Origin of the sequence: Dorea sp. ICN-14282, from assembly GCF_037890115.1 — a bacterium.
Classification (GTDB): domain Bacteria; phylum Bacillota; class Clostridia; order Lachnospirales; family Lachnospiraceae; genus Dorea_B; species Dorea_B phocaeensis.
Genome location: NZ_JBBKBH010000002.1, coordinates 647,101 through 667,587 on the forward strand (window position 1 = coordinate 647,101; position 20,487 = coordinate 667,587).

The 20,487-nt window shown below is 39.5% G+C and carries 19 protein-coding genes and 1 tRNA gene; 10 read left to right on the forward strand and 10 right to left on the reverse strand.

Going from position 1 to position 20,487, the window contains the following annotated elements; all coding sequences use genetic code 11:
- Window positions 1-116: 116 nt before the first annotated feature.
- The 8 genes from rsmG to rpmH all read right to left on the reverse strand — a co-directional run bounded on the left by rsmG (window position 117) and on the right by rpmH (window position 6,982).
- Window positions 117-830 (reverse strand): 16S rRNA (guanine(527)-N(7))-methyltransferase RsmG, encoded by a 714-nt coding sequence (gene rsmG / locus WKT00_RS08510; RefSeq protein WP_101695285.1) that lies wholly within the window; start codon window positions 828-830, stop codon window positions 117-119.
- A 67-nt stretch (window positions 831-897) separates the two neighbouring features.
- A complete protein-coding gene (gene mnmG / locus WKT00_RS08515; protein WP_101695286.1) occupies window positions 898-2,814 on the reverse strand; it encodes a tRNA uridine-5-carboxymethylaminomethyl(34) synthesis enzyme MnmG in 1,917 nt (638 codons plus the stop codon).
- Entirely contained in the window at window positions 2,780-4,189 is a 1,410-nt protein-coding gene (gene mnmE / locus WKT00_RS08520) for a tRNA uridine-5-carboxymethylaminomethyl(34) synthesis GTPase MnmE (protein ID WP_101695287.1), read from the reverse strand. The genes mnmG and mnmE overlap by 35 nt, the downstream gene beginning before the upstream one ends.
- Before the next feature lie 108 nt (window positions 4,190-4,297).
- Window positions 4,298-5,125: an RNA-binding cell elongation regulator Jag/EloR gene (jag, locus tag WKT00_RS08525; RefSeq protein ID WP_101695288.1), complete on the reverse strand. Its 828-nt coding sequence runs from the start codon at window positions 5,123-5,125 to the stop codon at window positions 4,298-4,300.
- 11 nt (window positions 5,126-5,136) lie between these two features.
- Window positions 5,137-6,204 (reverse strand): membrane protein insertase YidC, encoded by a 1,068-nt coding sequence (gene yidC, locus WKT00_RS08530; protein ID WP_101695289.1) that lies wholly within the window; start codon window positions 6,202-6,204, stop codon window positions 5,137-5,139.
- Between the two features lie 32 nt (window positions 6,205-6,236).
- Window positions 6,237-6,449, reverse strand: a complete 213-nt coding sequence (gene yidD, locus WKT00_RS08535; RefSeq protein WP_101695290.1) for a membrane protein insertion efficiency factor YidD — start codon at window positions 6,447-6,449, stop codon at window positions 6,237-6,239.
- 12 nt (window positions 6,450-6,461) lie between these two features.
- Window positions 6,462-6,797 (reverse strand): ribonuclease P protein component, encoded by a 336-nt coding sequence (gene rnpA, locus WKT00_RS08540; protein WP_101695291.1) that lies wholly within the window; start codon window positions 6,795-6,797, stop codon window positions 6,462-6,464.
- Window positions 6,798-6,847: 50 nt separating this feature from the next.
- Window positions 6,848-6,982 carry a 50S ribosomal protein L34 gene (rpmH, locus tag WKT00_RS08545; RefSeq protein ID WP_101695292.1) on the reverse strand — a complete coding sequence of 45 codons (135 nt, stop codon included), beginning with the start codon at window positions 6,980-6,982 and terminating at the stop codon, window positions 6,848-6,850.
- A 336-nt stretch (window positions 6,983-7,318) separates the two neighbouring features.
- Between rpmH and dnaA the strand changes: the two genes are divergently transcribed.
- The 6 genes from dnaA (at window position 7,319) to gyrA (ending at window position 15,868) form a co-directional block, all read left to right on the forward strand.
- Entirely contained in the window at window positions 7,319-8,704 is a 1,386-nt protein-coding gene (gene dnaA / locus WKT00_RS08550) for a chromosomal replication initiator protein DnaA (RefSeq protein WP_101695293.1), read from the forward strand.
- Between the two features lie 291 nt (window positions 8,705-8,995).
- Complete coding sequence (gene dnaN / locus WKT00_RS08555) at window positions 8,996-10,105, forward strand: DNA polymerase III subunit beta (protein ID WP_101695294.1); 1,110 nt, start codon at window positions 8,996-8,998, stop codon at window positions 10,103-10,105.
- A 22-nt stretch (window positions 10,106-10,127) separates the two neighbouring features.
- On the forward strand, window positions 10,128-10,334 hold the full coding sequence (locus WKT00_RS08560; protein ID WP_101695342.1) for an RNA-binding S4 domain-containing protein: 207 nt from the start codon (window positions 10,128-10,130) through the stop codon (window positions 10,332-10,334).
- Window positions 10,324-11,415 carry a DNA replication/repair protein RecF gene (recF, locus tag WKT00_RS08565; protein WP_101695295.1) on the forward strand — a complete coding sequence of 364 codons (1,092 nt, stop codon included), beginning with the start codon at window positions 10,324-10,326 and terminating at the stop codon, window positions 11,413-11,415. Before WKT00_RS08560 ends, recF begins: the two co-directional genes overlap by 11 nt.
- A 10-nt stretch (window positions 11,416-11,425) precedes the next feature.
- Window positions 11,426-13,360, forward strand: coding sequence for a DNA topoisomerase (ATP-hydrolyzing) subunit B (gyrB, locus tag WKT00_RS08570; protein ID WP_101695296.1), 1,935 nt, complete (start codon window positions 11,426-11,428; stop codon window positions 13,358-13,360).
- A 12-nt stretch (window positions 13,361-13,372) separates the two neighbouring features.
- Entirely contained in the window at window positions 13,373-15,868 is a 2,496-nt protein-coding gene (gyrA, locus tag WKT00_RS08575) for a DNA gyrase subunit A (protein ID WP_340263005.1), read from the forward strand.
- 162 nt (window positions 15,869-16,030) lie between these two features.
- Here gyrA and WKT00_RS08580 read toward each other — a convergent pair whose 3' ends face one another.
- Entirely contained in the window at window positions 16,031-17,305 is a 1,275-nt protein-coding gene (locus tag WKT00_RS08580; protein WP_340263009.1) for a glycoside hydrolase family 3 protein, read from the reverse strand.
- Between the two features lie 24 nt (window positions 17,306-17,329).
- Window positions 17,330-17,791 (reverse strand): C-GCAxxG-C-C family (seleno)protein, encoded by a 462-nt coding sequence (locus WKT00_RS08585; RefSeq protein WP_101695298.1) that lies wholly within the window; start codon window positions 17,789-17,791, stop codon window positions 17,330-17,332.
- A 235-nt stretch (window positions 17,792-18,026) separates the two neighbouring features.
- On the opposite strand from WKT00_RS08585, the gene WKT00_RS08590 reads away from it, so the two are divergent.
- From WKT00_RS08590 to WKT00_RS08605, 4 genes are all read left to right on the forward strand, one after another.
- A complete protein-coding gene (locus tag WKT00_RS08590; protein WP_101695299.1) occupies window positions 18,027-18,869 on the forward strand; it encodes a fumarate hydratase in 843 nt (280 codons plus the stop codon).
- A gap of 2 nt (window positions 18,870-18,871) precedes the next feature.
- Window positions 18,872-19,423: a Fe-S-containing hydro-lyase gene (locus WKT00_RS08595; protein ID WP_101695300.1), complete on the forward strand. Its 552-nt coding sequence runs from the start codon at window positions 18,872-18,874 to the stop codon at window positions 19,421-19,423.
- On the forward strand, window positions 19,420-20,133 hold the full coding sequence (locus WKT00_RS08600) for a lysophospholipid acyltransferase family protein (protein ID WP_101695301.1): 714 nt from the start codon (window positions 19,420-19,422) through the stop codon (window positions 20,131-20,133). The genes WKT00_RS08595 and WKT00_RS08600 overlap by 4 nt, the downstream gene beginning before the upstream one ends.
- 69 nt (window positions 20,134-20,202) lie before the next feature.
- Window positions 20,203-20,290 (forward strand) — tRNA-Ser (locus WKT00_RS08605).
- Window positions 20,291-20,487 lie beyond the last annotated feature (197 nt).

The following is a 20,487-nucleotide window of genomic DNA, read 5'->3' on the forward strand; positions in this document are numbered from 1 at the left end:
CATTAATTTTTTCATAACTTTTTAACATTCCAATTGGGGACGGAGGTTTTTTCATTTGTACACGTCCCAAATTGAAAAAATAGTAATGTTTCACGTGAAACATTACTACTCTCTTTTTACTTAATCGGTTCCTTTGCTGGCAATCCGGCTTTTCTTGGATATTTTTTCCCTGTTTCCTTTACTTTTTCTATTTTTACAAAAGATCTCGAAATATCTGTACCTGATAATTCAAACTTTTCTATTCTTTCTACTTTTCCACCAAGAATGCTAATTGCCTTTCCTGATTCTTTTACTTCCTGATCTATTTCGCCCGACTTATAAGAAACAAAGTTTCCTCCTACTTTTACATATGGAAGACAATATTCTGATAATGTTGAAAGATTGGCAACTGCACGTGATACACAGAGATCATACTGTTCTCGATATTCTTCTTTTTTCGCATAATCTTCTGCTCTTCCATGCATAGTGTAGATATTTGCTAATCCTAATTCTGCAATCACAGTATCTAAAAATTTAATTCTTTTATTTAAGGAATCCAATAAGGTAACCTTTAAGTGTGGATAAACAATTTTTAATGGAATTCCTGGAAATCCTGCTCCGGTTCCTATATCAATAACCCACTCCACATTGTTAAGATCCATTACCTTTACAATAGAAATACTGTCTACAAAATGTTTCGTCAGCACTTCTTCATATTCTGTGATTCCGGTAAGATTCATCATCTTATTCCATTCCACTAATAGTTCATAGTATAAATCAAACTGTTCTAGCATTCGGTCTGTAAGATTTATTTCTAAATCTCCAAGTTTTTCTTTCAATAAATGTGTCATACTCTTATACACTCCCAGTATCAACAAATTCTTACTTTATATATTACTTGCCTTTATCTATTTCTTTTTAAATATTTCTTCCTTGACTACTTAAATAAACAAGCAGTACAGAAATATCTGCCGGGGATACACCGGAAATTCTTGACGCCTGTCCAATAGAAACCGGACGATACTCTTTTAATTTCTGAACAGCTTCAATTCTAAGACTTTTTACATTATCATAGTCTATCGATTCTGGTATTCTCTTATTTTCCAGCTTTTTGAACTGCTCTACCTGTTTTTTCTGCCTGTTAATATAGCCTTCATACTTAATAAAGATATCAACTTGATCGATAATCTCTTGTTCCAAAGTTTCTGGAAGTTCTGGTCTGCTTGTATCAATACTTTCCAGGATACGATAGGAAAGTTCTGGTCGACGAATCAGATCTTTCAAAGTTGTCCCAGATACTAATGGTGTACTTTGATTCTCCTCAAGAAGCTTCTGTATCTTCTCACTGGTTCCTACATGAACAGTTCCCAGACGATTTACTTCTTTCTCAATCCATTCTTCTTTTTCCAAAAGTCTCTGGTAACGTTCTTCGGAAATCAAACCTATCTCATATCCCTTTCGTGTCAATCTTTGATCTGCATTATCTTGCCTAAGAAGAAGACGATATTCTGCTCTGGAAGTCATCATACGATATGGCTCATGGCTCTCCTTTGTTACCAGATCGTCAATTAACACTCCTATATATGCTTCGGATCGATCTAATACAATACTTTCCTTTCCAGAAAGTTTTCTTGCCGCATTAATTCCTGCAATCAGTCCTTGAGCTGCAGCCTCTTCATAGCCTGAACTTCCATTAAACTGACCGCCACTGAATAATCCTTCTATCTCCCGGAATTCCAAAGATGGCTTTAATTGTCTAGCATCAATACAATCATATTCAATTGCATACGCATTTCTTACAATTTTAACATTTTCTAATCCCGGAACACTTCTATACATCGCATACTGAACATCCTCTGGAAGTGAACTGGACATTCCGCCAATATACATTTCATTCGTCTCTAATCCTTCTGGCTCAATAAACACCTGATGTCTTTCTTTATCTGCAAATTTAACAACCTTATCTTCAATAGACGGGCAATACCTCGGCCCTGTTCCTTCAATCATACCCGAAAACAAAGGTGATCGATCAAGATTTGCTCGAATAATCTCATGCGTTCTTTGATTTGTATAAGTAAGCCAACAAGATACCTGGTCAATTTGAACCGTATCCGGATCTGTTGTGAAAGAAAATGGAACTACTCTCTCATCACCGAACTGTTCTTCCATTTTAGAAAAATCAACAGATCTCCTGTCAATCCTTGCCGGTGTCCCCGTCTTAAAGCGATTCATTTTCACTCCAAGTTCTTTTAAACTGTCTGTTAAATAATTTGCTGCCTTTAATCCATTCGGTCCTGTATTTTCACTGACCTCTCCATATACACAGCGAGCTTTTAAGTATGTTCCAGTGCACAGTATCACCGCGTTACAGTAATAAATTCCTCCAGATAATGTCTGAACTCCTACTACTTTTCCATCTTCCACAAGAATTTTAACAATTTCTGCCTGCTTAATCTCAAGCCGGTCCTGAGACTCTAAAACTTGTCTCATCGTACTGCTATAACGATTTTTATCAGCCTGTGCACGAAGCGAATGAACAGCCGGTCCTTTGGACTGATTCAACATTTTCGACTGAATAAACGTCTGGTCAATCACCTTTCCCATCTCACCGCCAAGAGCATCAATTTCCCTCACAAGGTGTCCCTTGGAACTTCCCCCGATATTAGGATTACAAGGCATTAATGCAATACTTTCCACACTGACTGTAAAAATCACCGTCTGAAATCCCAATCTCGCAGCCGCCAATGCCGCTTCACAGCCTGCATGGCCTGCTCCAATTACTGCTACATCATATCTATCATTATTTTCCCATACAGAATTTACTGAATATTTCATTAACCAAATCTTCTCCTATCGTCTCTCCAGTAATACTTCCTAATGCTTCATATGCATCCATCAGATCAATCGAATAGAAATCCTCCGGCATTTTGCCATGAATGCTGTCTCTCACACGATTCAACGCATCACATGCATCCCGAAGTGCCGTCTTATGGCGCACATTTGTAATATAAATTTCGTCATTAAATGCAAGATTTCCTTCAAAAAACATATCCTTTAATGTCTGTTCCACCAAATCAATTCCCTGTTGATGTTTTGCTGAAACTTCAATAATTGGAATATTCTCAGAATTTTCACCATTGCTTTGATAATATGCTTCCTGAACCTCCGACTTGCCAACAACCATATTAAGATCAGACTTATTCAACAAAATAATTGCTGGCTTTCCTTTCATTAATTGAAGGATTTCATTGTCATTTTCATCAAGGGGCGCTGATGCATCAATCACATAGATCAATAAATCAGCTTGATCTGCATGGCTTTTGGCTTTATCTACTCCAATCTTTTCCACCAAATCTTCTGTGTCTCGGATTCCTGCTGTATCCATAATATTCAAAGAAACTCCCTGCAAATTAATATGTTCTTCTAACACATCTCTGGTCGTTCCCGCAATATCCGTAACAATTGCCCGATCTTCTCCAATTAATACATTTAATAAAGAAGATTTTCCTGCATTTGGTTTTCCCAAAATGACAGTATTGATTCCTTCTTTAATAATTCTTCCATTATCGCATGTTTTCAATAAACCTTCTATTTCCTGAATCAGCATGTCCATAATTTCGAGAAGTTCTTCCCCATATCCATCCACGCTGATATGCTCCGGATCATCCAGCGCTGTTTCAATAAATGCTGTGTGATACAGAATCTTTTCCCGCATCTTTGTAATTTTTTCTTTAATATTACCTTTCAGCTGGCTGATGGAACTCTTCAAAGCATACTCATTTTGAGAGGTAATCAAATCTCCCACAGCTTCTGCCTGAGAAAGATCCATTCTTCCATTCAAAAATGCTCGCTTTGTAAATTCTCCCGGTTCTGCCGGCCTTGCTCCATGGAAGATAAGAATTTCCAAAATTCTTTTCACCACATAAACACCGCCGTGACAGTTAATTTCTACCGTGTCCTCCCCCGTATAACTATGAGGGCCGCGCATCAGCATTACCAACACTTCATCAACCGTCTCCCCATTCTCCACGATATAACCGTAGTGAATCGTATGGGATTTTTGACTGGACAGCTTCTTATTATTCTTCCCTCTATAAATCTGATCCGCAATTTCAAACGCCTCCGGACCTGACATCCTGACAATTCCGATTCCGGAATTGCTCATAGCTGTAGAAATTGCGGCAATCGTTTTCTGATATTCTATTTCCATGGATTTCCTTTCTCAACTAATTTTCTCACTAATCTTCCTCATATAATATATCATAGAACCAAACTAAAAAAAACAGGAAGTTTTTCAACTTCCTGTTCCTATGTAACATTACCGACGGTTCAGTGTTACCACAACTCTTCTGTATGGTTCTTCACCTTCACTGTGTGTAGACACAGCCGGATCTGACTGCAATGCAGAGTGGATGATTCTTCTCTCATATGGATTCATCGGCTCTAAAGATACTGCATGTCTAGTTCTTTTAACCTTGCTTGCAATGTTCTTTGCAAGGTTTTCAAGCGTTTCTTTTCTTCTTCTACGGTAATCTTCTGTATCAAGTTTTACTCTTACATATCCGCTCTGTGCTTTGTTAGCAACACGGTTCGTCAGATACTGAAGAGAATCGAGGGTCTGTCCACGTTTTCCAATCAGAATTCCCATGTTCTTTCCATCCATATTAATGGAAAGTGCGCCTTCTTCATCAATCTGAGATGTAACTTTTACATCTTCCATATTCATGGTCTTTAATACATCGTAGATAAATTTCTCACACATCTGAATCGTATTTTCCTCTACGACTGCAAGCTCAACTTCTTTCCTCTCCTTGACTACTTCCGGCTGTTTATTCTTCTTTGGTTTATGCTCAGATTTTTTTTCAAATCTTTCTTCTTTTTTCTCTTCTTTTACTTCGGCTTTGAAAGTCTCTTTCACTTCTTCTTTCGCCGTTTCCTTCACCGTTTCTTCTACCGTTACTTCCGGCTTTTCTTCTACTTTTTTGCGCGCCTTAATAACTGCCTGCTTCACACCGATTCCAAGAAATCCGGCACTTCCTTTTTCCACTACAATGTAATCTAACTGATCACTTGTAACACCTAACTGAATCAATGCTTCTGTAATTGCATCATCCAGTGTTTTTGCTGATACAGTAATGTATTCCATGAAAACGCCCCCTAATTATTCTCATTAAACTTCTTAACCATATTTGCTTTTGCTGCAAGGCTTCCTGCCTCCGCTCCAGCTGCGTTTTTCTTAGCCTTCTCGATCTTTGCTTCTCTTTCCTTTTCACTCATGCCGGATACGCTCTGTGTTGCAGCTTCTTTGATGCTCTTGGTATTCGTCTGAGCCATAGCACCGATCTTTTCTGCTTTTTCTCCGCGCTTCTTAGCTTTTTCTTCTGCCTTTTCTCGATTCTGTTCCAGAATATCTTCTACAGACATCTTAGATAAATGTTTGTTAATCATAATCTGCTGAATACAACGTACAACCGCACTTACAATCCAGTACAAACCGATACCGGTAGGCAGTGTAAATACAATGTATACAGAGAACAGCGGCATCATAATATTCATGGATTTCATAGTTCCCGCCATCGGGTTATCCTGATCCATCTGCTGTCCTGAGATCGCCTGAGAAAGACGGATACTTAAGTACTGAGAAAGACCTGATAATACCGGCAGCGCAATCGCTGTTATAATAATAAGAAGAGCCGGTGTTCCAAAGTCACCACTGTTCTTTAACATCGTCCATGGTGAAACGGTCAAATCAGGAATCGATAAGAAACGATTTACACTCTCCGGATCGTGTGCCATTGCCGGTACAAAATGTTCAATATCGTAGATGACCGGATACAATGCAAACAGAAGAGGCATCTGAATCAGCATCGGCAGACATCCTCCCATCATGGAGACGCCATACTTATCATATACACACTGCATCTCTTCCTGCATCTTAAGCTGTGAAGCCTGATCTTTCTTATTTCTATACTTCTTCTGAATTTTCTGAAGCTCAGGATTCATAACAGAAGTCATCTTAGATGCTCTCTGCTGCTTAATCGTCAGAGGCATCATCAACGTATATACTACAATCGTATATACAACAATAGACAGACCTACAATTCCTGCATCTGTCCCTAACATACCTTTTAATAAGGTATAGATAAAGTTCATAACTTTACCCAATAACCAGCAAATCTGTCCGACAATCGGCCAGTCTGCCGCACCAGCTAAACTAAATATCATACTGCTTTCCTCCAATATTGTTGTAATTCTCCCTAAGGAACGGGGTCATATCCACCCTTTGAAAATGGATTACAACGTAAGATTCGCCACGCAGCCAGCAATCCGCCCTTCAGCGCACCATACTTTTCAATCGCTTCTACCGCATACTGTGAACAGGTCGGAAAATACTTACAAGTAGCTCCGCCCTTCATGGCAGAAATATAGTTCTGATAGAACCTGATGAATCCTAACAGAATCTTCTTCATAATACGCTACCCCTAATCTATAATTTCATGAAGCCGTCCCAGATGAAGCAGTGCGCTTTCGATCTCATGGTACGATCTTTCCTTTGCACCTGCTCTTGCTATGACTACCATATCAAGGCCACATCTGAACCGCTCTTCGTTCAACCTATAGCTTTCTCTGATTAACCTCGTCAATCTGTGTCGTACGATACTGTTTCCTACTTTTTTACTTACTGATATTCCCAATCGGTTTCGGCCACATTCATTCTCTTTGATATACATTACCAGATACTTGTTTGCACAGGATCTGCCTTTCCGGTAAACGGCCTGAAAATCCTTATTTTTCTTTAATGACTCGGAATATTTCATTCTTTCAATTCTCCTAATTTTCAGAGAAGAAAAGGCCACATATCTGCGGCCTAAGCTGACAATCTCTTTCTTCCTTTTGCTCTTCTTGCAGCAAGTACTTTTCTTCCACCTGCTGTGCTCATTCTTGATCTGAAACCATGAACTTTTGCTCTCTGTCTTTTCTTTGGCTGGAATGTCATTTTCATAGATATCCACCTCCTTATATATGACGGGACCATCCCGATTTTTCCTATAGACATCAGCTTTGATTATATTAAAAAAAAGCCCGTCAGTCAAGCTATTCCTACATTTTTATAAATTTATTTATCCACAAAATGTGGAAAACTTGTGGATAAAGTGTGGAAAACCTGTGGATACAAAAAAAATTCCTCATTTTTTTCCCATATCTCTGCCTTTTTGCTTTGTGATAAAGTTATCCACATTGATTAAAGATTGCCTTCATAGACATTTTGTTGTAAACTATAGAAGAGTGGGTCTCTATCTTTAAATCCACGAAACAGATAGATTAGGAGTTAAATTGAATGAATATTGTAAAGGAAAAATGGCCGGAAATTATTGAACATCTAAGAGTGGAACACGAATTATCCAATGTATCTTTTCATACCTGGATTCAGCCACTGAAAGTTTATGATGTGATCGACAACACTGTTTTCATCCTTGTAAATATGAATGCAAGTGTTGAATATATCGAAAAGAAATATCTGCTTCCTCTGAAGGTATGTATTGCAGAGATTACCGGAACTGAATTTGAGGTAGCTTTTCTGTCTGAAGATGATGACAGAATCGATGAGCTTCAGAACATGGCAATTGAAGCAAATCAGAAGAAAAAAACAAAATCTGCTGCTGAAAAAGCCGGGCTCAATCCAAAATATACATTTGATACGTTCGTAGTCGGCGGGAACAATAACTTTGCTCATGCTGCATCTCTTGCAGTTGCAGAATCTCCGGGTGAAGTTTACAATCCACTGTTCCTCTACGGAGGCGTCGGACTTGGTAAAACGCATCTGATGCATTCAATTGCTCATTTTATATTAGAACAAAATCCAAAGAAAAAGGTTCTTTATGTTACCAGCGAAACCTTCACCAATGAGATGATTGAAGCCCTCCGTATGGGTAAAACCCCGGGCAATGAATCTTCCATTGAAAAGTTCCGCGACAAGTATCGTAATAATGATGTACTGTTAATCGATGATATTCAGTTCATTATCGGAAAAGAAAGTACGCAGGAAGAGTTCTTCCATACCTTCAACCACCTACATACTTCCGGAAAACAGATCATCATCTCCAGTGATAAGCCTCCGAAGGACATTGAGACACTGGAATCCAGACTCCGTACACGTTTTGAATGGGGTCTGATTGCTGATATTTCTGCTCCAAACTACGAAACGCGTATGGCGATTCTGCAGAAAAAAATCGAACTTGATCATCTGGAAAAATATAAGATTCCAAATGACGTACTGGAATATATTGCAACAAATGTAAAGACGAATATCCGTGAATTAGAAGGTTCTTTAAATAAATTAATCTTCTTATATAAATTGGATAAAAATGCCCCTATTGATATCGCACTTGCCGCAGAGGCATTAAAAGATATTATTTCTTCTGAAAATAACAGAGAAGTTACTCCTGAATTGATCCTCGACATTGTATCTGAACATTTTGGAATCTCTGTAAAAGACATTAAAAGCAATAAGCGAAATGCAGAAATTGCAGTTCCAAGACAGATCGCAATGTATCTGATCCGCTCCATGACCGAGACTTCTCTGAAAGCCATCGGTGTGATTTTAGGCGGAAAGGATCATTCTACGATCAAATACGGAGTCGAAAAGATCGCTTCTGAGATAGAAGAAGATGAAGTACTGTCTAACACTATCAATATTATAAAGAAGAAAATCAATCCGGCTTAAGGAAAATAGCATTGGGATAAGATTGTGGACAATCTGTGGAAAGGCTGTGGATAAGTATGGGATAAAATTGGGATAATTCCACCAGGAAATTTTTTTCTGTGGAAAGCAAGAAGTTATCACCAACAAATCCACACCTAATTCTTCCGAAATCCACGAAGTTTTCAAAGCTTAGAAACCTTGAAAATAGGGCGTTTGAAGCACTTATCCCCTTTTCCACAGCCCCTATTAAGAAGAAGACGGAAATTATTTATATATAAATTTATAAACCGCACCGTGAAAGGAGTTTTACACATGAAAATAATTTGTAACAAATCCAATCTCGTAAAAGGCGTCAGCATTGTATCAAAGGCAGTGCCTTCCAAAACGACAATGCCGATTCTGGAATGTATCTTGATTGATGCAACTAATGATATTATAAAATTAACAGCAAATGATATGGAGCTTGGTATCCAGACAGAGATTGAAGGAGAAATTCTTGATCGAGGTATGATTGCTATTGATGCAAAAATTTTCTCAGAGATCGTAAGAAAGCTGCCAGACAATGAAGTGACAATTGAAACAGATTCCAATCTTCAGACTGTTATTACCTGCGAAAAAGCGAAATTTGATATTGCAGGTAAACCTGGAGAAGAATTTTCTTACCTGCCGATTATTGAGAAGGACGAGTCCATAGAAATTTCCCAGTTTACTTTGAAAGAAGTGATTCGTCAGACGATTTTCTCAATTGCAGATACCGAAAGCAATAAATTAATGACAGGTGAACTTTTTGAGATTAAAAATAATATCTTAAGAGTGGTATCTCTTGACGGACACCGTATTTCCATTCGACGAATTGAGCTGAAGGATCAGGTGACGGATAACAAACTTGTGGTTCCAGGAAAAACACTGATTGAAATCAGCAAGATTTTGTCCGGTGAAGCAGAGAGTATGGTTCATATCTCTTATACCAGCAATCATATTGTGTTTGAGTTTGATAATACCATTGTTGTATCCAGGCTGATCGAGGGAGAATATTTCAAGATTGATCAGATGTTATCGAACGATTATGAGACAAAAGTAAGAATCAATAAAAAAGAATTATTAAGCTGTATTGACCGTGCGACACTTCTTGTCAAAGAAGGAGACAAGAAGCCGATCATTATCAATATCGGCGATGAACTCATGGAGTTAAAGATCAAATCACAGATTGGTTCCATGAATGAAGAGATTTATATCACCAAAGAAGGCAAAGATCTTTTGATCGGATTTAATCCAAAGTTTTTGATTGATGCACTTCGAGTAATTGAGGACGAAGAGGTGACCTTGTATTTGATGAATGCAAAAGCGCCGTGTTTCATCAAGGATGATGAAGAAAGTTATATTTATCTGATTCTGCCTGTAAATTTTAATGCAGCAGTATAGAAACAGAAGAGAGGAAAGAGACATGAATATCAAGTTGAGAGAAGAATACATCAAGCTTGGACAGGCGATTAAGGCTGCGGGTCTTGTAGAGTCCGGAGTGGAAGCGAAAGAAGTGATCCAGGATGGATTGGTAGAAGTAAATGGTGAGGTTGATACCCGCCGCGGAAGAAAACTATACGGCGGAGATGTCGTTATATTTGACGGGGAAGAGATAACCATTGAAGATTAAATCTTTGAAACTGAAAAATTTTAGAAATTATGATCTTCTGGATTTGACATTTGATGACTCTGCAAATATTTTTTACGGAGACAATGCTCAGGGTAAGACCAATATTCTGGAAGCAGTGTATCTGTCCGGGACTACAAAGTCGCACCGTGGGAGTAAGGATCGTGATTTGATCGAATTCGGCAAAGAAGAATCTCACATTGAGACGATTGTAGAGAAGAATGGGATCGATTACCAGATTGATATGCATCTGAAAAAGAACAGTCCGAAAGGGATTGCAATTAACCGGATGCCGATCAGGAAAGCAAGTGAATTATTTGGAATTGTGAATCTGGTGTTCTTTTCACCGGAAGATCTGAATATTATCAAGAACGGTCCGGCGGAAAGAAGAAGATTTATTGATCTGGAATTGTCTCAGCTTGACCGCGTTTACTTGAGTAATCTTGCCAATTACAACCGGGTGGTCAATCAACGAAATCATCTTCTGAAAGAGATCGGTTTTTCCGGATATGAAAAACATGCCGGAACACTGGAAATTTGGGAGATGCAGTTAATACAGTATGGCAATAAGATTATTGAGAGAAGAAAGGCGTTTATCGAGGAGATGAATGAAATCATTTCTTCTATCCATAAAAAATTGACAGGGGGAAGAGAAGAAATTCAGATTCTCTATGAACCAAGCAACAAAGAATTGACTTTTGAGCAGGCACTTAGAAAGTACAAAGACAGAGATTTAAAGCTTAAGAGTACTTCGGTAGGCCCCCATAGAGACGACATCTGCTTTATGGAGGGGGATCTGGATATTCGGAGATTTGGTTCGCAGGGACAGCAGAGGACAGCGGCATTGTCTTTGAAACTGTCAGAGATTGAGCTGGTGAGACAGTCCATTCATGATACGCCTGTGTTGTTGCTTGATGATGTATTGTCTGAACTGGATAAACATAGGCAAAACTATTTACTGGATAGTATACATGATATACAGACTCTGATTACCTGTACAGGGGTGGAGGATTTTGTAAATCATCGTTTTTCTATAAACAAAGTGTTTCATGTCCAAAATGGACAAGTAGCGAAGGAAAACTAGGAGGATTAGCATGAGTACAGAAAAGGTACAGCACGAATATGGCGCGGATGAGATTCAGATACTGGAAGGTCTGGAAGCCGTTAGAAAACGTCCCGGTATGTACATCGGGAGCACATCATCCAGAGGTCTGCATCATCTTGTGTATGAGATTGTAGACAATGCCGTGGATGAGGCACTGGCGGGATTCTGTGATACAATCTATGTAAGTATCAATAAAGACAATTCCGTTACAGTTATTGATAATGGACGAGGAATACCGATCGGTATCAATCATAAGGCAGGTATCCCTGCGGTAGAAGTTGTATTTACTGTGCTTCATGCCGGCGGAAAATTTGGAGGCGGAGGATACAAGGTATCCGGAGGTCTTCACGGAGTAGGTGCGTCCGTAGTAAATGCGCTGTCTAACTGGCTGGAGGTTGAAATCTTTAATGGCGGAAAGATTTATAAACAGAGATATGAACGCGGCAAAGTGGTTCAGAAGCTGTCTGTGATTGGAGAATGTGATCCGGATCAGACTGGAACCAAGGTTACGTTCCTGCCGGATGATACGATTTTTGAAGAAACAATTTTTGAATACGATGTATTAAAGCAGCGTTTCCGGGAGATGGCATTCTTGACCCGTGGTCTTAAAATTGTGCTGACAGATGAGCGTCCGGAAGAAGGACCGGTTGAGAAGACCTTCCACTACGAAGGCGGAATCAAGGAGTTTGTAGAATACCTGAACCGAAGCAAAACGCCTCTCTATGAGGATATTATTTACTGCGAGGGAAATGTCAACAATGTGGCAGTAGAAGTGGCAATGCAGCACAACGATTCCTACAGTGACAATACGTATGGATTTGTCAATAACATTACGACGCCGGAAGGCGGAACCCATGTGGTTGGATTTAGAAATGCGCTGACGAAGACATTTAATGATTATGCAAGAAAGAATAAACTCTTAAAAGACAATGAACCAAATCTTTCAGGAGAAGATATAAGGGAAGGTCTGACGGCGATTATCAGCGTTAAGATCGAGGATCCTCAGTTTGAGGGACAGACAAAGCAGAAGCTTGGAAACAGTGAGGCCAGAGGTGCGGTGGACAGTGTGGTCAGCAAGCAGCTGGAAATTTACCTGGAGCAGAATCCGGCCGTTGCTAAAATGGTCATTGAGAAATCTGTAATGGCTCAGCGTGCAAGAGAGGCAGCAAGAAAGGCAAGAGATTTGACGAGAAGAAAATCAGCCCTTGACGGAATGTCTCTTCCAGGAAAGCTTGCGGATTGTTCTGACAAGAATCCGGAAAACTGTGAAATCTACATCGTAGAGGGAGATTCTGCGGGCGGGTCAGCGAAGACGGCGCGTGACCGTTCTACGCAGGCAATCTTGCCTCTTCGTGGTAAGATTCTGAATGTAGAAAAAGCAAGACTGGATAAGATTTATGGAAATGCAGAAATCAAAGCTATGATTACGGCATTTGGAACAGGTATCCATGATGATTTTGATATTTCAAAGCTTCGGTATCATAAGATTATTATTATGACCGATGCCGACGTGGACGGCGCACATATCAGTACGCTTCTTCTGACATTTTTGTATCGGTTCATGCCGGAACTGATCAAAGAAGGATACGTGTATCTGGCGCAGCCGCCGCTTTATAAACTGGAGAAGAACAAGAAGGTATGGTATGCATACAGTGATGAGGAACTGGATGGTATTCTTCAGGAAGTAGGACGTGATACCAACAATAAGATTCAGCGTTATAAAGGTCTTGGAGAGATGGATGCAGAGCAGTTATGGGAGACGACTATGGATCCGGAACACCGGGTACTTCTTCGAGTAACGATGGATGAAGAAAGTACGTCAGAATTGGATCTTACGTTTACGACACTGATGGGAGATAAGGTAGAGCCAAGACGTGAATTTATAGAAGAAAATGCAAAATACGTGAAGAACTTAGACGTGTAGGAGGGAGACAAAATGGAAGAAAATATTTTTGATAAAGTCCACGAAGTGGATCTGAAGAAAACAATGGAGACCTCCTATATCGACTATGCCATGAGCGTTATTGCATCCAGAGCGCTTCCAGATGTAAGAGACGGTTTAAAGCCGGTTCAAAGAAGAATTCTCTATTCTATGATTGAGCTTAACAATGGACCGGATAAGCCGCATAGAAAATGTGCCCGTATTGTCGGTGATACTATGGGTAAATATCACCCGCATGGTGATAGTTCTATCTACGGTGCATTGGTTAATATGGCGCAGGAATGGTCTACAAGATATCCACTTGTTGATGGACATGGAAACTTTGGATCTGTGGATGGCGACGGCGCTGCAGCTATGCGATACACAGAGGCAAGACTGAGTAAGATTTCTATGGAACTGACTGCGGATATCAATAAAAATACCGTAGATTTCGCACCAAACTTTGATGAGACAGAAAAAGAACCTACCGTACTTCCGGCAAGATTTCCGAACCTTCTTGTGAATGGAACTTCTGGAATCGCCGTTGGTATGGCAACCAATATTCCGCCTCATAACTTAAGAGAAATTATCAATGCAGTCGTAAAGATCATTGATGATCAGGTGGAAGAGACGGGAGAAACCACAATTGAAGATATTTTAAATATCGTAAAGGGGCCGGATTTCCCGACAGGTGGTATGATTCTCGGAACCAGAGGAATTGAAGAAGCTTATCGTACAGGACGAGGAAAGATTCGTGTGCGTGCGATTACAGATATTGAATCCATGCCGAATGGAAAGAGCCGTATTATCGTAACGGAACTTCCGTATATGGTAAATAAAGCCCGTCTCATTGAGAAGATTGCCGAGATGGTAAGGGATAAAAAGATCGATGGAATTACAGATCTTAGCGATCAGTCCAGCCGTGAAGGAATGAGAATTGTCATTGAACTTCGTAGGGATGTAAATGCAAATGTACTCTTAAATCAGCTGTACAAACATACACAGCTTCAGGATACCTTTGGTGTGATTATGCTGGCATTGGTCCACAATGAGCCAAAAGTCATGAATCTTCTGGAGATGCTGAATCATTATCTGAAGCATCAGGAAGAAGTGGTGACTCGCCGTACGCAGTATGAATTAAATAAGGCGGAAGAGCGTGCACATATTTTACAGGGATTGCTGATTGCACTTGATAATATCGATGAAGTAATTAAGATTATCAGAGGTTCTCAGACGGTTCAGATTGCAAAATCAGAATTGATGGAGCGGTTTGGATTAACGGAAGTACAGGCGCAGGCAATTGTTGACATGCGTCTGAGAGCGCTGACCGGTCTGGAACGAGAAAAACTGGAGAAAGAATACGAAGAGCTGATGACTTTGATCGGCAAATTAAAAGCAATTCTTGCTGATCGTAAGCTTCTTCTTGGCGTGATCAAAGAAGAAATTCTTGTGATTCGTGATAAATATGGAGATGAGAGAAGAACATCAATTGGATTTGATGAATTTGACATTTCTATGGAAGATCTGATTCCAAGAGAAGATGTAGTGATCACAATGACCAAACTTGGATATATTAAGAGGATGTCCCACGATACCTTTAAAGCACAAAATCGAGGCGGAAAAGGAATCAAAGGAATGCAGACTTTAGAGGAAGACTATGTAGAAGAACTATTTATGACGCATACGCATCACTATATTATGTTCTTTACGAATACCGGTCGTGTCTACAGACTGAAGGGATATGAGATTCCGGAGGCAAGTCGGACATCGAGAGGAACAGCAATTATCAATCTCCTGCAGCTGATGCCTGGAGAGAAGATCAGTGCTGTGATTCCGATTGAAGAGTATAGGGATGGAGAATACCTCTTCATGGCAACCAAGAAAGGTCTTGTGAAAAAAACTCCGATTAAAGAGTATGCGAATGTCCGTAAGACAGGTCTTGCCGCTATTACACTAAGAGAAGAAGATGAGCTGATCGAAGTGAAATATACAGACAACAATCAGGATATTTTCCTGGTAACCAAGTATGGACAGTGTATTCGCTTTGATGAGAAAGACGTTCGTGCAACGGGAAGAACATCCATGGGAGTACGAGGAATGAATCTGACTGATCGGGATGAAGTGATTGGAATGCAGCTAGATTCTCAGGGCAAGGATCTTCTGATCGTGTCTGAGAAGGGAATGGGAAAAAGAACTTCAAAAGATGAATTTACAAGTCAGAATCGTGGCGGAAAAGGCGTGAAATGCTACAAGATTATGGAGAAAACCGGAAATGTAGTGGGCGTGAAAGCCGTTAATGAAGATGATGAAGTAATGATCATTAATAAAGAAGGAATCATCATTCGTATGAAATGTGAAGGAATCTCTGTGCTTGGAAGAGTAACCTCAGGTGTGAAGCTGATTAACCTTGCAGAAGGAGATTGCGTTGCCAGCATTGCGAAGGTTCGAAAAGGCGATGAAGATGAGGCGGAAGAAGTGACAGAGCCAGTGGAGACGACAGAGGAAAACTAAAAAGGGATAAAAAGACAGAAAAAGACCGGGAACAAAGGTAGAAAGTGTTCCCGGTCTTTTGTTGGGGACGTGTACAAATGAAAAAAACTCCGTCCCAAATGAAAATCAAGGTGTCCCAAATGATTTTTTCCCTGTCCCTATATGAAGGGACTTCTATCTTACCTATTCAATAATTCCCCGATTATATTTTACGGTTAAAATTCGTTTTACAGATTCATCGATTCGTTCTTCTGAAAGTGTTCCAGAGGAAACAGCATTTAATACTCCCTGATAAGCTAATGGAAAATCTTCCGGAATCAGAAGAATATCGGTGCCTGCCTGAAGTGCTAGAACAGCCGCTTCATCAGAAGAATAATATTGAGTAATTGCTCCCATGGATAGGGAATCTGTAATTACAAGTCCTTGAAAACCAAGTTCATTTCTTAGGATGTCCGTAATAATGATAGGTGAAAGAGTGGCAGGAGTATCAGTTCTAGTGACCTGTGGAACCTGCAGATGCCCTACCATGACGCCGTCTACACCAGCTTCGATTCCAGATTGAAAAGGAATAAATTCGGTCATTCTAAGTTCGTCAAGAGTCTTAGTTACAATAGCAGCTCCTGTATGACTGTCTTCTTTTGTATCTCCATGTCCGGGAAAATGCTTGATTACAGCGCTTACATTTTCATGCTGAAATCCTTTTACTGCCTGAGCGGTCATTGTGCCAACAAGTGTAGGATCACTTCCGAAAGAACGCTCTCCGATTACAGAATTATTCGGATTGGTTAATAGATCTGCATCAGGGGCAAAATCTATATTAAATCCATAGCTATGTAAATAGGAACCAATCGTTGAGCCGATATAAAAGGCCTGATTAGGATCACCGGTTGCACCTATTTCTTTCATATTAGGAAATTTTTCTACGTTAAAATTAGGATTATTTGCAATTCTTGCTACCAGTGTTCCGCCTTCTTCATCGATCCCAATAAATAGTGGAATCCGGCTGTATGATTGGCTGTTTTCGATCATCGAAGTAATCTGATCTGGAGTTTCAATATTTTGAGAAAAATAAATCAATCCTCCAACTGGATATTGCTCAAGCATTTGTTTCGTTGTGTCGCCTGCTTGGATTGCAACGCCAATTCCGGTTAATTTTTCTGGAGTAATGAAAAAAAGCTGGCCGATTTTTTCTTCCAGTGTCATTTCATTTAGAAGCTTCAGAACCTTTTTTTCTGTTTTCTCTGCTTCAGAAAGTTCGGAATGTTCAATTTCAGAAGTTTCCTTTTGGATTTCCTCTACCAGTGAATTGGAAATTTCTTTTTGCTTCTGTTCTTGATAAAAAAATATGATCAATGCAAGAAAGAGAAGCAGGAATAAGGCTAAGATAAGAAACATAATAGCTTTTTTTCTTTTACCACTCATCTTTTTGACCTGTTTTAAATGATTCTTTTCTTTCATAAATAATAGATCCGTCCTGTATTTTTATACTTCTTTCAGATCTTTTTTTGTTTCTCGAATAATGATTTCTGCAACTTTTGTAACGGTATCACTTACGAATTGAGTACACTGAGCTTTCCGTTCAGGAGAATTGCGTTCCATGCCTCTGGTCAAGACGCGGCAGCAGGTACCTCCACAAGCTTCTCTAAAATAATCATGTAGTTCTTTCGTTAATTCAAAGCATCGATTTATTTTCGGATCGCCCGGTACTCTTCTTCCATATAAAAAGCCAATACACATGGTTCCGCCGGCAAGAGCTCCGCAGATACATCCGCCTCCGCCAAGGCCCCATGGAAAACCAGAGCTCATAGCAATGGCATCGTCGGGAATATCCAATTCAAAATGTTTGCGGATAGCGTAAATTACAGATTCTGAACAGGCAAATCCCTGATGAAAAATATCCACGGCGTCTTTTCGTAAGTTTTCAATATTGATGTTTGTGTTCATAAAAACCTCCTTGGGGACGTGTACAAATGAAAAAAACTCCGTCCCAAATTAAAATCAGGGTGTCCCAAAGTGGTCATAACCCTGTCATATATTAATATTTTAGCTTAAAACATATCATTTTTAAAGGTGAAATTGTGGATAACTTCCTTTGGGACAGGGTTATTTTTATCCGGGACGGGGTTTTTCTAGAAAAACTCCGTCCCGGATGGTATACTTATCCAGAGGAGGATGAGGTATGCGAACAATAAATGTGGATAAGATTACAAAAAATATCAAAGAAATGTGTATAGAAGCCAATCATTATCTTTCAAAAGATATGAAATGCGCAATGGATCAAGCTATAAGTTCAGAGGAGTCGCCTCTTGGAAAGCAGATTTTAAATCAATTAAAAGAGAATCTTAGAATCGCTGAAGAAGACATGATTCCAATTTGTCAGGATACAGGAATGGCTGTGGTATTTTTAGACATTGGTCAAGATGTTCATTTTGAAGGCGGGGATTTGGAAGATTCCATTCATGAAGGGGTACGCCAGGGATATCAGGAAGGTTTCTTAAGAAAATCAGTGGTAGGAGATCCAATCATTCGTGAAAATACAAAGGACAATACCCCTGCCGTGATTCATTATCGTATAGTACCAGGCGACGGAGTGAGAATAACGGTAGCTCCCAAAGGATTCGGCAGTGAAAATATGAGTCGTGTTTTTATGTTGAAACCAGCAGAAGGAATAGAGGGAGTCAAAGATGCCATTTTAACAGCGGTCAAAGATGCAGGACCAAATGCGTGTCCACCGATGGTGGTAGGTGTCGGAATTGGAGGAACTTTTGAAAAATGTGCACTTATGGCAAAGGAAGCGCTGACTCGTGAAATAGGAGTGCATTCCCCAATTGCATGGGTACATGATTTAGAAGAAGAAATGTTAAGAAAAATCAATCTTCTTGGAATTGGACCAGGTGGCCTTGGAGGGACGGAAACGGCTTTGGCGGTAAATGTAAATACATATCCCACACATATCGCTGGTCTTCCGGTGGCAATTAATATTTGCTGTCATGTCAATCGTCATGTGGTGAGGGAGGTATAAGAATGGAGAGATATATATCAGCACCAATTACAAAAGAAGATGCATCAAGTTTACGAGCTGGGGATTATGTATATATAACAGGAACCATTTATACAGCAAGAGATGCTGCACATAAGAGAATGGAGGAGACATTGGAAAAAAATGAATCTATTCCTATAGATATAAAAAATCAGGTCATTTATTATATGGGACCTTCACCGGCAAGAGATGGCCGTCCGATTGGATCCGCAGGACCAACTACGGCAAGTCGTATGGACAAGTACACTCCCAAGCTTCTAGATCTAGGATTATCTGCAATGATAGGGAAGGGAAAAAGAAGTGAAGAGGTATTAAATGCGATCGTGAGGAACAAAAGTGTTTATATGGCAGCAGTGGGCGGAGCAGGAGCATTGCTTTCAAAATGCATTCTTTCTTCAGAAGTAGTTGCCTATGAGGATCTTGGAACGGAGGCAATCCGAAAATTAGAAGTTAAGGATTTTCCTGTTATTGTTGTAGCAGACTGTGAGGGAAATTATCTTTATGAATCAGCAATAAAGGAGTATAAGAAAATATGAAACGAATATTAATGATGGTATTTCGCAATATCATACTCGTTCCTTTTATGTGGATAAAATTATGTTATCATGCCAGCCATGTGGATAAATATTCCGAAGCTGAACATTATAAGATGCTTCAATTTATTACTCGTCGGGCAAATAAAGGTGGAAATGTAAAGATTGATGTTCATGGAATTGAAAATATTCCAAAAGAAAATGGATTTATGTTTTTTCCAAATCATCAGGGAATGTATGATGTGCTGGCAATTGTAGATGCTTGTCCAACTCCTTTTTCTGTTGTGGCAAAAAAAGAAGTTGCAAATATACAGTTCCTAAAGCAGGTTTTCGCGTGTATGAAAGCTTACATGTTGGATAGAGATGATATTAGGCAGGGGATGCAGGTGATTTTATCCGTTGCAAATGAAGTGAAAAATGGACGGAATTATCTGATTTTCCCTGAAGGAACCCGTTCCAGAAATGGAAATGAAGTACAGGAATTTAAAGGTGGAAGCTTTAAAGCAGCAACACGTGCAAAATGTCCGATAGTTCCTGTAGCTTTAATTGATTCTTTTAAACCGTTTGATACCAATACGATTAGTCAGGTAACCGTACAGGTTCATTTTCTGGAGCCGATTTTATATGAAGAATATCAGAATATGAAGACAACAGAAATCGCAGAAATAGTGAAGAAAAGAATAGAAAAAGTGATACATGAATGTACCGTTTAAATATTTCTTATAACTTTCTTAAAAAAAGAATTGACAAGGGAAGGAAACTCTAGTACAATATCCCTTGCTGGAGAAATACTCAAGAGGCTGAAGAGGCGCCCCTGCTAAGGGTGTAGGTCGGGTAACCGGCGCGAGGGTTCAAATCCCTCTTTCTCCGTTAGTCAGTAATGACGTCTGGAAGAAGTTGTTCCAGACATTTTTTCTGACAAAGAGTGATGAAAAATCATTCGCAAGTACGTGTACAGTATTGAAAAAGAAATATCAAAAACAAAGTTAAAAAAACTTTAAAAAAGGTATTGACAATATGAAATGTACATGATATTATATCTAAGCTGACTCGCGAGAGACAGCGAC

What these genes read in the sequence shown, in the direction of transcription:
- rsmG (WP_101695285.1), bottom strand. Translation starts at nt 830, where the DNA reads ATGACACATTTATTGAAAGAAAAACTTGGAGATTTAGAAATAAATCTT.
- mnmG (WP_101695286.1), bottom strand. Translation starts at nt 2,814, where the DNA reads ATGAAATATTCAGTAAATTCTGTATGGGAAAATAATGATAGATATGAT.
- mnmE (WP_101695287.1), bottom strand. Translation starts at nt 4,189, where the DNA reads ATGGAAATAGAATATCAGAAAACGATTGCCGCAATTTCTACAGCTATG.
- jag (WP_101695288.1), bottom strand. Translation starts at nt 5,125, where the DNA reads ATGGAATACATTACTGTATCAGCAAAAACACTGGATGATGCAATTACA.
- yidC (WP_101695289.1), bottom strand. Translation starts at nt 6,204, where the DNA reads ATGATATTTAGTTTAGCTGGTGCGGCAGACTGGCCGATTGTCGGACAG.
- yidD (WP_101695290.1), bottom strand. Translation starts at nt 6,449, where the DNA reads ATGAAGAAGATTCTGTTAGGATTCATCAGGTTCTATCAGAACTATATT.
- rnpA (WP_101695291.1), bottom strand. Translation starts at nt 6,797, where the DNA reads ATGAAATATTCCGAGTCATTAAAGAAAAATAAGGATTTTCAGGCCGTT.
- rpmH (WP_101695292.1), bottom strand. Translation starts at nt 6,982, where the DNA reads ATGAAAATGACATTCCAGCCAAAGAAAAGACAGAGAGCAAAAGTTCAT.
- dnaA (WP_101695293.1), top strand. Translation starts at nt 7,319, where the DNA reads ATGAATATTGTAAAGGAAAAATGGCCGGAAATTATTGAACATCTAAGA.
- dnaN (WP_101695294.1), top strand. Translation starts at nt 8,996, where the DNA reads ATGAAAATAATTTGTAACAAATCCAATCTCGTAAAAGGCGTCAGCATT.
- WKT00_RS08560 (WP_101695342.1), top strand. Translation starts at nt 10,128, where the DNA reads ATGAATATCAAGTTGAGAGAAGAATACATCAAGCTTGGACAGGCGATT.
- gyrB (WP_101695296.1), top strand. Translation starts at nt 11,426, where the DNA reads ATGAGTACAGAAAAGGTACAGCACGAATATGGCGCGGATGAGATTCAG.
- gyrA (WP_340263005.1), top strand. Translation starts at nt 13,373, where the DNA reads ATGGAAGAAAATATTTTTGATAAAGTCCACGAAGTGGATCTGAAGAAA.
- WKT00_RS08580 (WP_340263009.1), bottom strand. Translation starts at nt 17,305, where the DNA reads ATGAAAGAAAAGAATCATTTAAAACAGGTCAAAAAGATGAGTGGTAAA.
- WKT00_RS08585 (WP_101695298.1), bottom strand. Translation starts at nt 17,791, where the DNA reads ATGAACACAAACATCAATATTGAAAACTTACGAAAAGACGCCGTGGAT.
- WKT00_RS08590 (WP_101695299.1), top strand. Translation starts at nt 18,027, where the DNA reads ATGCGAACAATAAATGTGGATAAGATTACAAAAAATATCAAAGAAATG.
- WKT00_RS08595 (WP_101695300.1), top strand. Translation starts at nt 18,872, where the DNA reads ATGGAGAGATATATATCAGCACCAATTACAAAAGAAGATGCATCAAGT.
- WKT00_RS08600 (WP_101695301.1), top strand. Translation starts at nt 19,420, where the DNA reads ATGAAACGAATATTAATGATGGTATTTCGCAATATCATACTCGTTCCT.